General features: G+C 58.5%; 13 protein-coding genes. 5 read left to right on the top strand and 8 right to left on the bottom strand.

Annotation, left to right across the window (positions count from 1 at the left end):
• Positions 1–45 precede the first annotated feature (45 nt).
• Genes HKD40_RS04750 through HKD40_RS04765 form a run of 4 tightly spaced genes read left to right on the top strand, consistent with a single transcriptional unit; the run spans position 46 to position 3,448 of the window.
• Positions 46–966 carry a sugar ABC transporter permease gene (locus tag HKD40_RS04750; protein ID WP_169194589.1) on the top strand — a complete coding sequence of 307 codons (921 nt, stop codon included), beginning with the start codon at positions 46–48 and terminating at the stop codon, positions 964–966.
• On the top strand, positions 963–1,838 hold the full coding sequence (locus tag HKD40_RS04755; RefSeq protein ID WP_169194590.1) for a carbohydrate ABC transporter permease: 876 nt from the start codon (positions 963–965) through the stop codon (positions 1,836–1,838). Before HKD40_RS04750 ends, HKD40_RS04755 begins: the two co-directional genes overlap by 4 nt.
• Positions 1,839–2,504, top strand: coding sequence for an N-acetylmannosamine-6-phosphate 2-epimerase (locus tag HKD40_RS04760; protein WP_169194591.1), 666 nt, complete (start codon positions 1,839–1,841; stop codon positions 2,502–2,504).
• Entirely contained in the window at positions 2,501–3,448 is a 948-nt protein-coding gene (locus HKD40_RS04765) for a BadF/BadG/BcrA/BcrD ATPase family protein (protein WP_169194592.1), read from the top strand. Before HKD40_RS04760 ends, HKD40_RS04765 begins: the two co-directional genes overlap by 4 nt.
• Here the strand turns inward: HKD40_RS04765 and HKD40_RS04770 are convergent.
• Genes HKD40_RS04770 through HKD40_RS04780 form a run of 3 tightly spaced genes read right to left on the bottom strand, consistent with a single transcriptional unit; the run spans position 3,445 to position 5,195 of the window.
• Complete coding sequence (locus tag HKD40_RS04770) at positions 3,445–3,807, bottom strand: hypothetical protein (RefSeq protein WP_169194593.1); 363 nt, start codon at positions 3,805–3,807, stop codon at positions 3,445–3,447. The two genes, HKD40_RS04765 and HKD40_RS04770, sit on opposite strands and share 4 nt — an antisense overlap.
• Positions 3,800–4,678, bottom strand: a complete 879-nt coding sequence (locus HKD40_RS04775; protein WP_169194594.1) for a hypothetical protein — start codon at positions 4,676–4,678, stop codon at positions 3,800–3,802. Before HKD40_RS04775 ends, HKD40_RS04770 begins: the two co-directional genes overlap by 8 nt.
• 49 nt (positions 4,679–4,727) lie before the next feature.
• A complete protein-coding gene (locus HKD40_RS04780) occupies positions 4,728–5,195 on the bottom strand; it encodes an Lrp/AsnC ligand binding domain-containing protein (protein ID WP_169194595.1) in 468 nt (155 codons plus the stop codon).
• A 124-nt stretch (positions 5,196–5,319) separates the two neighbouring features.
• Between HKD40_RS04780 and putA the strand changes: the two genes are divergently transcribed.
• Complete coding sequence (putA, locus tag HKD40_RS04785; protein ID WP_169194596.1) at positions 5,320–8,697, top strand: bifunctional proline dehydrogenase/L-glutamate gamma-semialdehyde dehydrogenase PutA; 3,378 nt, start codon at positions 5,320–5,322, stop codon at positions 8,695–8,697.
• 153 nt (positions 8,698–8,850) lie between these two features.
• Here the strand turns inward: putA and HKD40_RS04790 are convergent, their stop codons facing one another.
• Genes HKD40_RS04790 through HKD40_RS04810 form a run of 5 tightly spaced genes read right to left on the bottom strand, consistent with a single transcriptional unit; the run spans position 8,851 to position 12,867 of the window.
• The gene (locus HKD40_RS04790) at positions 8,851–9,345 is read right to left on the bottom strand and encodes a GAF domain-containing protein (RefSeq protein ID WP_169194597.1); all 495 of its coding nucleotides are present in this window, start codon (positions 9,343–9,345) and stop codon (positions 8,851–8,853) included.
• A 60-nt stretch (positions 9,346–9,405) separates the two neighbouring features.
• Positions 9,406–10,134, bottom strand: coding sequence for an ABC transporter ATP-binding protein (locus HKD40_RS04795; RefSeq protein WP_169194598.1), 729 nt, complete (start codon positions 10,132–10,134; stop codon positions 9,406–9,408).
• A complete protein-coding gene (locus tag HKD40_RS04800) occupies positions 10,131–10,964 on the bottom strand; it encodes an ABC transporter ATP-binding protein (protein ID WP_169194599.1) in 834 nt (277 codons plus the stop codon). Before HKD40_RS04800 ends, HKD40_RS04795 begins: the two co-directional genes overlap by 4 nt.
• Positions 10,964–11,866, bottom strand: coding sequence for an ABC transporter permease (locus HKD40_RS04805; protein ID WP_169194600.1), 903 nt, complete (start codon positions 11,864–11,866; stop codon positions 10,964–10,966). The genes HKD40_RS04800 and HKD40_RS04805 overlap by 1 nt, the downstream gene beginning before the upstream one ends.
• Positions 11,863–12,867, bottom strand: coding sequence for an ABC transporter permease (locus tag HKD40_RS04810; protein WP_248306590.1), 1,005 nt, complete (start codon positions 12,865–12,867; stop codon positions 11,863–11,865). The genes HKD40_RS04805 and HKD40_RS04810 overlap by 4 nt, the downstream gene beginning before the upstream one ends.
• Positions 12,868–13,021: the final 154 nt, after the last annotated feature.

The following is a 13,021-nucleotide window of genomic DNA, read 5'->3' on the forward strand; positions in this document are numbered from 1 at the left end:
GGCCAGCGCATAGAGCCTGACTATTAAGCCCAAGCGAGCACCAAAATGCCTCAACTCCGTATGACCGGTCGCGGTCTCTGGATCACCATGCTGATTGTGCCGCCGCTGGCTTTCGTGGCGCTCTTTATCGTCTATCCAATTCTGTCCGCCTTCGCCTATTCCTTCTTTGATTGGCAGGGGCTGAAGCGCGGCGACTTCGTTGGTCTTGAAAACTTCCACACGGTGCTCTTCGTCGAGCCTTACCGCAGCTGGACAATGAATGCCTTCAAGAACAACGTCATAGTATTCTTCGCGCTGATGGTGCTGCAGAACGGCTTGGGCTTCATCCTCGCCTATGCGCTATGGCGTGAACTGCCCGGCGCCCGCTTCCACCGGATCGCCGTCTTCCTGCCCGTGGTGCTCTCGACCATTATCGTGGCTTACCTCTTCAAGCTCTTCTACCATCCAATGTTCGGCGTGGTGAATTTGACGCTGAAGTCGGTAGGATTGGGCTGGTTGGCACAACCCTGGCTCGGCCAGTCGGGCACGGCCCTGTGGTCGATCATTGTCGCGCAGGCATGGCATATGGTTGGTTTCCCAACGCTCGTCTTCCTTGCGGGCATGCAGCGCATTCCGGGCGAAATCCTTGACGCCGTCCGCATGGAAACCGAGAGCGAATGGGTGAAGATCACCAAGGTCGTGTGGCCGCTGGTCGCGCCATCCGCGACAATCGTTTTCACCTTGCTCTTCGTGGGCGCATTCAACTGGTTCGAGCTGCCCTACATCATGGCAGGCCTTGATGGGTCGCCGTTCGGTTCCTCGGACGTGCTCGGCCTCTACTTCTACCGAACCGCCTTCGGCAACGTCTCTGCCGGTCAACAGGACTTTGGCCTTGGCAGTGCGCTGGCTGTGCTCATCTTCGTCTTTATTGCGGTCGTGGCTGCTGTCATCACCACCCGCCTGCGCGCTCGTGAGATCCAGATATGACCTCTGCTTCCGCTGCTGCCGATAACAAATTCTATCAGCGTAAGGGCCTGCTCGGCACCTTGGGGCGTGATGGTCTGTTGCAGGTCATTCTGATCGCCAACACCATCATCATGCTCGGACCGATCGTCATCATGGTCTTCTCGGCGTTCAAGACGACGCCGGAAATCTTCAAGTCGCCTTATGCTCTGCCGGACTTTGGGCAGATCGCCAATTTCATGAAGATTTGGACGCAGACCAATTTCCTGCGCTATCTGATGAACTCGTTCATCGTCACCGGCTCGTCCATGGTGCTGATCCTGACGCTCGGGACTATGGCCGCCTATGCGCTGGGGCGCTATCAGTTCAAAGGCTCGACCTTTATTCTGATGTTCTTCCTCGCGGGCCTGACCCTGCCGCTGAAGCTAGCGATCATTCCGCTTTTCATGTTGTTGCGTGATCTGCAGATCCTCAACAATCAGCTCTCACTGATCTTCGTCTATACGGCGATGGGTCTGCCAACGACCATCTTCATTATGACCGGCTTCATCCGCACGCTGCCCAATGAGCTCGAAGATGCCGCCCGTATGGATGGCGCTTCGGAAGCGCGGATCATGTGGTCGATCATGCTGCCTCTGGTGCGTCCGGCAATGGTGATCGCTGCCATTCAGAACGTCGTGCCAATCTGGAATGACTTCTTCTTCCCGCTGGTCTTTATCCAGAATGACGATCTGAAAACCCTGCCGCAGGGTCTCACCACCTTTATGGGCGAATACACGACCGATTGGGGTGTGCTCTTCGCGGGGCTGACCCTCTCCGCTGCGCCGATCATTCTGATCTACATCATTCTTTCTAAGCAGTTCATCGCTGGCATGACTTCAGGCGCGGTTAAATAAGTGCACCTTCCAAAAGGCCTCGTCGTTTCTTGCCAGGCGCGTGCGGATAATCCTCTGCACGGGGCTGTCTTTATGGGCGCTATGGCGCTTGCGGCTCGCGACGGTGGTGCTGTCGCGGTGCGAGCCAATGGCCCGGCCGATATTGCGGCTGTCAAAGCTGCGGGTCTGCCGGTGATCGGCATTCACAAGGTGTTTGCAGACGACCGCCCGGTCTACATCACTCCTAACTTCGAGGCCGCTGCGGCTATCGTTGAGGCGGGGGCGGAGGTTGTGGCGCTCGATTGTACCGAGCGCCCGCGTCATGGCGAACATCCTAGTGTTCTCATCCGTCGAATTCGGGACGAGTTAGGTGCCGAGGTCTTTGCCGATATTTCGACGCTGGATGAGGGACTGAAGGCGGCAGATTGGGGGGCGACTTATCTCGCCACCACGCTTTCTGGGTACACCGAATACACCCAGCCTAAGCCAACTGAGCCAGACTATCGGCTGCTCGAAACATTGGCGGCCCAGCAAACGCTTCCGGTGATTGCCGAGGGGCGCTACAACACACCTGACCTCGTTCAGCGCGCCTTCAGCGCTGGCGCTCACGCAGTTGTTGTCGGCACCATGATTACCAATCCGCGCGAAATTACCCGAGCCTTTGTTTCCCAAGGCGTCCCCACATGAGCACTGCGGTGCACCTGGGGCTGGACATTGGCGGCACGGCCAGCCGCTGGGTCGCCGTGAATGAAACCGGTGTTGAAGTAGCGCAGGGCAAAACTTCCGGCGCGACGGCGCATCTGTTCAACCCAGCCGAAAAGCTACGGATCACTGCTGCCTTCGAAGCTATAACTGCCGAGGTGACAGCTGCTGGATATGCGGTTCAGTCGCTGACGGTCGGTATGACCGGTTTTGGCTCGGCAGTGCGCGACGATATGCTGGTGCTGGTCTCTGGCATTTTTGCGCTACCCAGCGACGCTATTGTGCTGATCGACGATATTGTGCTGGCCTATATGGGGGCGTTTGCGCCGGGTGAGGGGCACCTCATCTCTGCCGGTACCGGCTCGATTGGGGTGCATATTGCGGCAGGTGACGCACCCAGTATTCGCGTTGGTGGTCGAGGCATCCTCATCGATGATGGCGGGTCGGGCAGCTGGATTGCACTGCGTGCGCTTGATGCGCTCTATCGCCAGATCGACCGGCTCGGTCCTGCGGCTGAAGCGAGCCCGCTCGGCAAACGCATGTTCGAGCTTGTCGGCGGGCAGGGCTGGGACTTTGTTCGCAGCTTTGTCTATGCCGGGGACCGTGGCCGGATTGGCCAATTGGCCGTCGGCGTGGCGCGGGCGGCCGATGACGGCGATGAGATTGCGCGGGGCATTCTCGTTCGGGCGGGGCAAGAGCTTGCCGCTTTGGGCGAGGCGCTCATTGCGCGGGTAGGTCGTAGGCCTGTGGGCTATGTTGGCGGCGTGCTCAATTTGCACCCGATAATTTTCGACACCATCCGCGCCTCGCTGCCCGGTTCCGATGTCACGCGTCTTGAGACCAATGCGGCTTTGACGGCGGCGCGGCTGCAGTCAAGTGGTGATGCTGCGTGGAAAGCGACGCTAACGCATAAGCCGACGCTCGGTTAGCCCCAAGGCCCCGGCGTGGTGTTGCTTGTTGGTGCGCCTTGCGGCACGGCGACAACGCTGACGGCGCAGATGGCATTTCGACCGACATCAGCGAGCATAAAGAACTCGGCCATTTGCGAGCGCAATTGCTCGTCGCCCTGGCCGAGGTTTTCAATAAGGGTGAGGATCGAACGACCATAGCCATTGGCGGTGAGAAGTGCTGCGAGCTTTTGGCTGTCGCTGCCCTCGCCAAGGGCGAGGATCAGGCGCGCGCCCGGTTTGGCCGCGCTGAGGGCTGTTTCTACATCTTGGTCGCGGAGATCGAAGGTTTTCACCTGATCCAGGTCCCACAGGAGCTTTGCGGCCGCGTGTTCAAACAAGACCCGATTCCCGGGCAGAAGCGATGAGAGCATCACTGGCGTTGTCGATCATTAGCACAGAATGAGGCGCGAGACGAAGGGCAGGGACAGATGCCGCGCTGGCCGCTTGGGCGAGCTTTTGTAGCGCGGATGCCGGCAGACCGACTTTGGGAAGGCTCAGCGCAAAGCTGGTGCCGCCGCCGAGCAGGCCAATGCGACCGAGGCGTGGGGCCTCTGTGGATGTTGTTCTGGCTGAATATGGCACGAAGAGATCGCTAGCGCGGGCTTCTGGACCGAGGGCGGCGAGGGCGCTGAGCAGGGCCAGTGTTGTAGAGACCGCGGTGTCGAAATCGACCGTTTGCGGTTTACCGCCGCCAATCGTGACGGCCCAAAGATCATGACCTTGCGCCGTCACGCAGACATCAGCGTCGAGACCGTCGAGTGTGATGGCACCCCTACCATCAACGATGAGGTGAACCGTATTGCCGAGGCGGGCGGCGAGAGGCGCAGTGCGTTCTTTGAAAAGTGTGACGAGGCGGGCAGTGGCTGGGTCATCAGTTGGGTCGAGCCCGAGTAGCGGACTATGGTCGACGAAGAATTCAGGTTCGACCTCGACGACTGCCACAATGGCATCGCGAATAGCGGGGGCGAAAACCTCGGGCCAGATGCTGGAAACCTCTAAAGTGCCGCGCGAACAGATGCTAATGCGGGCGTCGCCTAGGGGGAGCAAAATCTCGCTGAGCTTTGAGACCTGTACTGGCGTGAGTACGCGGCCAGAAATGGGCAGGCGAAACAGCAGCCCGTCGGCTGCGACCAAGGGTTTGAAAATGCTCGGATAGGCGCCACGTTGGCGTGCATCTTCTGGGCTGGTGATAAGTTCGCTAATGGCCATGGGCGCGTCATAGCAAGCTTATTCGGCCAACACTACTGCGACAGTACACTCACTCCGCGTCGTCTTTGACCGCTTCCATCGAGACATGGGTGGAGGTTTGCGCGACATGCGGAAGCGCCGAGAGCTTTTCGCCCAGAACTTCGCGGTAGGCGGCTATGTCCTTGGTACGGACTTTGAGCAGATAATCAAAGCTTGAGGCGATCATATGGGCCTGTTCGACCTCGGGGAGGGCGCGGACCGCTTTGTTGAAGGCTTCGAGCGCCGCCTTGCGCGTATCGCTGAGTTTGACTTCGACAAAGGCAACGTGTGGCAGGCCGAGGCGTTTAGGATCGATCACCGCGCGATAGCCTAGGATATAGCCTTGTTCTTCCAGCCGTTTAATTCGGGCCTGACACGGCGTCTTCGAAAGGTTCACCCGGCGGCTCAGCTCAGCCACGCTGATACGGCCGTCTTTGCTCAGTTCGTCCAAGATCTTACGATCGATCTGGTCGATTGGACTGTTGATGGCATCTTTCATGGGTGATTGTCCTGCAGTGGGGTTAAACAATCGCACGTATGTCGCGAAAAATCCATATCATCAGTGAAATCGCCTAATCGCCTTCTGGCAATATCATCCGGATTTCTTATTAGGGTCTCGCCCCATGGTTTCCGCTTCTGACGCTCGTCGCGCTCTGCACGAACGCATTTACGCTGACGAGTCCAGCCTTGTCCGCTCGCTGATAACTGCCACCGAATTTACCACGGAAGATCGCAAGGCGATTTCGGCCCGCGCGGTAGAACTGGTGGAAGCGGTGCGCAGCGGCGCAAAGCTCGGCCTGATGGAGAGCTTCCTCTCCGAATACGGTCTCGACACCGAAGAAGGCCTAGCGCTCATGTCCATGGCCGAAGCGCTATTGCGCGTGCCGGACAATGAAACCGTTGACGCGCTGATCCAAGACAAGATCGGCGGCGCGAACTGGGCGAGCCACTTTGGGGCGTCGGAAAGCAACCTCGTCAATTTCTCCTCTTGGGCGCTAAATCTCACCTCGCAGGTTCTCGGTCAGCCAGAAGTTGGCCCAACCAATGTCATCCACCGTGTTGTAGCACGTCTGGGCGAACCGGTGATCCGTACCGCTGTTCAGCAGGCGATGCGTATTCTTGGAGGTCAGTTCGTCTTCGCCCGTTCGATTGACGAAGCGATTTCCAATGCTAAGAAGCCAGAAGCTCTGGGCTATCGCTATAGCTACGACATGCTGGGCGAGGCGGCCCGCACCGCGGAGGACGCCAAGCGCTATTTCGATGCTTATATGCATGCGATCACCTCGCTGGCCCCTCACTGTGTCCACGGTTCAGTTCGCGACAATCCGGGTATTTCGGTCAAGCTTTCAGCGCTGCATGCGCGTTACGAAGTGGCGCAGCGCGACCGCGTAATGACCGAACTCGTCGATGCGACCCGTAAGCTCGCCATTGTCGCTGCGAAGGCTAACATGAGCTTCAACATCGACGCGGAGGAAGCGGATCGTCTCGATCTGTCGCTCGACGTCATCGAAGCTGTTCTGGAAACTCCAGAACTGGCGGGCTGGGATGGTTTCGGCATTGTCGTGCAGGCCTATGGCAAGCGCGTACTGCCTGCCATTGACTGGCTCGATGCGCTCGCCGAACGCCTTGGTCGCCGTATCATGGTCCGCCTCGTTAAGGGCGCCTATTGGGACGCCGAAATCAAGCGCGCGCAGGTGATGGGCCTTGAAGGCTATCCCGTGTTCACGCGCAAGGCCGCTACGGACGTCAGCTATATGGCTGCAGCGCGGAAGCTGTTTGCCTCCAAGAACATCTATCCGCAGTTTGCGGGCCATAACGCACACACCGTTGCCGCTATTCTACACCTAGCGCAGGCAGCTGGTCGCAGCACCGACACTTGGGAATTGCAGCGTCTGCATGGCATGGGTGATCAGCTCCATGAAGTCGTGCGCCAGCAGCACCAGACGACCTCGCGGATTTACGCGCCAGTCGGCCCGCACAAAGACCTGCTCGCCTATCTCGTTCGTCGTCTGCTCGAGAACGGCGCGAATGGCTCGTTCGTCTATCAGATCGCCGACAAGGACATTCCAGCGACGACCGTTGCCGAAGACCCGATTGCTAAGCTCGAAGCGCTCGGCGACCAATTGCACAATGCAGCGATCCCAATGCCGGGAGATATCTTCCCCAACCGCGCTAATTCCCGTGGCTATGACCTGACCGACCCAATAGCTTTCGGTCAGCTCGATGCAGCACGCCAAGCATTCCGCACCCATCAGTGGGTGGCGGCCCCTTATGGCGCGATGAGCCGCGCGGACACCGCTGCAAAGCCAGTGATTAACCCTGCAGACCACAGCGATGTGGTTGGCACAGTGATTGACGCGACACCGGAGCAAGTGGCGGAAGCGGCGACCTATGCCGCTAAGTCCAACTGGGCACAGGTGCCGGTCGCAGACCGCGCTGCGGCGCTGACCCGTGCGGCAGAACTGTTTGAGGCCAATACGGCAGAATTCTTTGCCCTGCTCACTCGTGAAGCAGGCAAGAGCTGGAATGATGCGATCGCGGAAGTGCGTGAAGCGGTCGATTTCCTTCACTATTACGCAGCGGAAGCGAAAAACCTGGGTGGCGAAGCCCGTGGGCCGTTCGTGGCGATTTCGCCCTGGAACTTCCCGCTGGCCATTTTCACCGGCCAGATTGCGGCAGCTCTCGTCGCGGGTAATCCGGTTCTAGCAAAGCCTGCGCCGCAGACCCCGCTGGTGGCTTACCGTGCGGTTGAGCTGATGCGTCTCGCGGGTATTCCGGTTGATGCTCTGCAATTGCTGCCGGGTGGTCCGGACGTGGGTGCGGCTCTGACCTCCAACCCAGATGTGAAGGGTGTTGCCTTCACTGGCTCGCTGCCAACAGCCAAGCGCATCGAAAGCTCGATGGCGGAGTACCTCGATCCATCCGCGCCGCTTATCGCGGAAACCGGTGGTCTCAATGCTATGGTCGTAGACACCACAGCGCTGACCGAACAGGCGGTGCGCGACATCCTCGCTTCGGCCTTCCAGTCGGCTGGTCAGCGGTGCTCGGCCCTGCGCATTCTCTACGTTCAGGAAGACTGTGCGGCCAAGACCATCACCATGATAAAGGGGGCGATGGATGAGCTGCGTCTGGGCAATACCTGGGACATTGCCAATGATGTTGGCCCGGTGATCGATGCTGCCGCAAAGGCCAAGATCGATGCTTATGTGACCGAGCGCACGGCCAATATCATCCACCAGATGAAGGCTCCTGCAGGCGGGACTTTCGTGGCTCCGACCATTTTGAAGGTCGGCGGTATTGAAGACATGCCTGAAGAAATCTTCGGTCCTGTGCTGCATGTCGCGACCTTCAAGGCCGAGGGTCTGCCCAAGGTGATCGAAGCGATCAATGCATCGGGCTATGGCCTGACCTTTGGTCTGCACACTCGTATTTCGACCCGTGTGAAGTCGATTGCGGAGCAGGTTCATTGCGGCAATATCTACGTCAATCGCAACCAGATTGGTGCGGTCGTAGGCAGCCAGCCGTTCGGCGGCGAAGGCTTCTCGGGCACAGGCCCCAAGGCTGGTGGCCCGAACTATCTGCCACGCTTCACCAAGGGTGCGGGTGCATTGCAGACGGCAGCGATCGAGTTGCCTGGTCCGACGGGTGAAACCAATACGCTGCATGCCTTCCCGCGTGGTGTCTTCCTCGGTCTTGGACCAACGGACGCCGATATTGCGGCGCAAAAGGCCATGGCAGAAGCAACTGGCTGCGTGTTCTTTGCCGACAAGACCGAAAAAAACTGGCGTGCTTGCGGCGAGCATTTCGACGCAATCGCTTGGTTCGGTGACGCCGACACGTTGCGTACGATCCGTCAGGATCTCGCCAAGCGCCAAGGCGTGATTACTCCGCTGCTCACAGGCCCGCAGGATATCGTGCGCTTGCAGCATGAGCGTCATGTCTGCATCGACACCACTGCTGCTGGTGGCAATGCGACCTTGATGGCTTCTGCGGCCGTCTAAACGAGCTTCAGGTTTCGACCTGCGAGGCCCTCCTGTGCTGACCCACGGGAGGGCCTTTTGGTGTGTGGAGCAGGCGTGACGACGCAATTATGGATGGCAGGCACAAAAAAAGCGCCCCCAAGGGAGCGCTTCAAATTTCGTGTGCGTAAGGCCTTAGAGCGTCGTGGCGACCAGTACAGCGAGCTTGGCTGGGGTGCCGAGTACGTTGCGGATGGTTTCAACCTTCTCGGGTGTGAAGTGCCCCTCAACGTCCAGCATGTTCATGGTGCCGATGAGCTTGTCCTTGACGATAACCGGATAGTTCACCACCGACTGGCAGCCCAGCGCGTTGATGGTTTCGTGGTCGAACAGAACCTTGGCGATGTCTTCAATGGTGTTGGCGACATAGCATTCACGCTTGCCATGGACGATGTCGAACCACGGACCATAGTTCAGCGGCTTGGTGCCAGAAGTTGGATAGGTTTCCGGGTGGCTGGTGTAGGCGCGGCGGGAGACCTCGAGGTCCCAGTCGACCAGCATGACGGTGAAGAGCTTTGCGCCAACAACGTCACGCACCAACGTCTGCAGAGCCGAGAAGGCGTCGTCGGCAGTGGTTGCCTTGGCAATAGCGGCGTCGAAGGCCACAAGAGCTTTAGTATGGTCAGTCATGTCTCAAAATAGTCCTGAGATGCGCCCTGGAGCAGGGCAGGGAAAGGCCAATGGTCGCGCCTAGTGGTTAGCGGCCATCAATTCGCGCGAGTAGGGTTCTTTCAGCTCGCCGCGCTTAAGATCTGCGACGTCAGCAATCTCGACAATCCGACCCTTCTGCATGACCGCAAGGCGGTCGCAGAGGAAGCTCACCACCGGCAGATTGTGCGTCACCATGAGATAGGTGAGGCCCTGTTCCTTACGGAGGCGCTTGAGCAAATTCAGAATTTCAGCCTGAACGGAAACGTCCAGCGCCGAGGTCGGCTCATCGAGCAGCATGACTTTGGGTTCGAGCATCAAAGCGCGCGCAATAGCAACACGCTGGCGCTGACCACCCGAAAGCTGGTGCGGGAAGCGGAAACGGAAACGCTTGTCGAGACCGACATTGCGCAAGGTTTCTTCAACGCGCTCATCGCGATTGCCAATACCGTGAATGGCCAGAGGCTCAGTGAGCACATCGTCAATGGTCTTGCGCGGATGCAGCGACCCATATGGGTCCTGAAACACCATCTGGACCTGACGCGACACGCTGCGGTCAATGCTGTGGCTGCGCGGCTTGCCGAGCACCGAAATCTCGCCGGTCCATTCTGGTGCAAGACCAGCAATGGCGCGCAAAATCGTCGATTTGCCCGAGCCACTTTCACCGACGAGGGCAAAGCTTTCGCCCTCAGGAATGGAGAGGTTCACCCCATGCACGACCTTGCTGTCGCCATAGGAAATGTCGAGGTTTTTGAGTTCAATCGCGGTCATGTGCCAGCCCATAGTGTGCGGTCGAGCACAGGAAGTTCGTCACGGGTTTCGTTGAGCACCGGCATGGCGGCCAGAAGGCCACGCGTATACGGATGCTTGGCATTGTGCAGCTCGCTGGCGACGCATTCTTCAACAACCTGGCCCGAGTTCATCACAAGGATGCGGTCGCAATAGCGGCTAACGAGGTTGAGGTCGTGGCTGATTAGGATCAAGCCCATGCCCTTGCTGGTGACAAGGTCATCGATGATATCGAGCACCTGAGCCTGCACTGAAACGTCGAGCGCCGAGGTTGGTTCGTCCGCAATCAGCAGTTCAGGTTTGGGGATCAGCATCATGGCGATCATGATGCGCTGGCCCATGCCGCCCGAGACTTCGTGCGGGTAAAGCTTAGCGACGTGTTCTGGATCGTTGATACGGACAGCATGCAGCATTTCGATAATGCGTGCGTGAACATCCGTACGCGGTAGCTTCTGGTGTGTGACCAAAGCTTCGGCGATCTGATCGCCCACGGTCATGACCGGGTTGAGCGAGAACTTTGGGTCCTGCATGACCATGGAAATGCGGGCGCCACGAATGGCGCGCATCTGCTTGTCGGACTGGGCCATGAGGTCGATGCCATCAAACTCAAGCTTGTCGGCAGTGACCTGACCGGGCTTGCGGATCAGCTTGAGGATGGAGCGGCCCGTCATCGACTTGCCCGAACCACTTTCGCCCACGATGCCCAGCCGTTCGCGGCCAAGGTTGAAGGACAGGCCCTTCACCACTTCGACGCGACCGGTATTGGTGGGGAAGCTGACGCGCAGGTTTTCAACTTTGAGAAGAGTATCCATTAGCTCTTACCCTCGCTCTTGGGGTCAAGCACGTCGCGCAGACCATCGCCGAGGAAGCAGAAGCCCAAGGAGACGATGATGATGGCGAAGCCTGGCATGGTGGCAACCCACCACTGATCGAGAATGAAGGTACGGCCACGCGAAATCATGGCGCCCCATTCTGGAAGCGGCGGCTGTGCACCAAGGCCGATAAAGCCAAGACCGGCAGCGGTAAGGATGACGCCTGCCATGTCGAGGGTGACGCGAACGATCATCGACGAGGTGCAAAGCGGCAGGATGTGCTTGACGATCACACGGACTGGACCACCACCGGATAGGCGCACTGCCGAAATGTATTCGGCATTGCGAATGGTGAGCGTTTCAGCGCGCGCGATACGGGCATAGGCCGGCCAAGCAGTGATGGCGATGGCAATAATGGCATTGTTGATGCCAGGGCCAAGCGCCGCCACGAAGGCCAAAGCCAAGATGAGCTTAGGGAGCGACAGGAAAATGTCGGTGAAGCCCATGAGGATTTTGTCGACCCAGCCGCCGAAGTAGCCAGCAATGGCGCCGACCAAGAGACCGAGTGGAGCCGAGATCAGCGCCACCAGCATGACGATGGTGAGGGTAATCTGCGAGCCATAGACGACGCGCGAGAAGATATCGCGCCCAAGCTCATCGGTGCCCATCCAGTGGTCACCCGAAGGCGGCAGAAGACGATTGCCAAGGTTTTGGCCGGTTGGCGAATAGGGGGCAATCCATGGCGCAAAAGCTGCGGTAAACAGCAGCACCAGAATGATCACACCACCCAGAACCGAGAGGGGATTGCGCAGCAGAGCGGTGAAGACGCGATAGGCGCGACCCACATTGGCCTGAAGCTTCGAAGTCGGGGAATCGGCAAGTAGCCAATCACGAGTGGTCATGAACGGGCCCTCGGATCGAGGACGCGATAAAGCACGTCCGAAACTTTGTTGATGACGATGAACACGGCGCCGATGACAAGGGTAGACCCCAGCACAGCATTCATGTCGGCGTTGAGCAGTGCAGAGGTCAGATAGTTACCAATGCCGGGCCAGGAGAACACGGTTTCGATCATCACCGAGCCTTCAAGCAGACCCGCATAGGACAGACCAATAACAGTAATCAGCGGCACGAGAATGGGCTTGAACGCATGGCGCCAGATGACGACGCGCTCCGGCACACCTTTGACGCGAGCCGTGGTGACAAACTCCTGGCTTAGCTGATCGAGCATGAAGGAACGCGTCATGCGGGCGATGTAGGCGAGCGAGAAGAAGCCAAGGACAGACGCCGGGAGAATGAGGTGAGAAACCGCATTCCAGAAGATGTCGAAATCGCCGGAGATGACGCTATCGATGAGGATCATGCCAGTGATCGGGGGCACTAGACCATCATAGAAAATGTCCAATCGGCCCGGACCGCCAACCCACTTCAGGTGAGCGTAGAACAAGGCAAGGCCGACGAGACCGAGCCAGAAGGCCGGAACGGAATAGCCCAGTAGGCCAATGACGCGGATGATCTGATCAATCCAGCTGCCCTGCTTGGCGGCAGCTGTGACGCCAAGCGGCACACCCATAGCAACGCCAATGAGAATGCCCAAGGTGGCCATTTCAAAGGTCGCGGGGAAGAAGCGGCTGATGTCGTCAGCAACGTCACGACCAGTGGACACCGATTTGCCCAGATCGCCTGAGAAGACATTACCGACATAGGTGATGAACTGCTGCCAGAGCGGCTGATCTAGCCCCATCGCAATCTTGGCGGCGTCGTATTGAGCCTGCGTTGCACGGTCACCGACGACTGCCAGAACCGGGTCAATCGGGATCACACGGCCGATAAAGAAGGTTATCGCCAAAAGGCCAAGAAAAGTGAGGAAAAGAGTTATGACAAAGCCGGCAACCGCCGAAATCTGACGCTTGAGGCGCCGATTCCGGTTTTTGTTCGGGCTTGCCGATGGTGTCGATGTTTGGTCGAGCGCCACGTAATTTCCTTTATTAGAAACAGCAATTTAGCACCGCAAAAAAAGTTCATTTTGCGGTTTCAATGGCTGCAGATTTCGCTTT

The organism is Devosia sp. MC1541, assembly GCF_012847305.1.
In the GTDB taxonomy this organism is placed as follows: domain Bacteria; phylum Pseudomonadota; class Alphaproteobacteria; order Rhizobiales; family Devosiaceae; genus Devosia.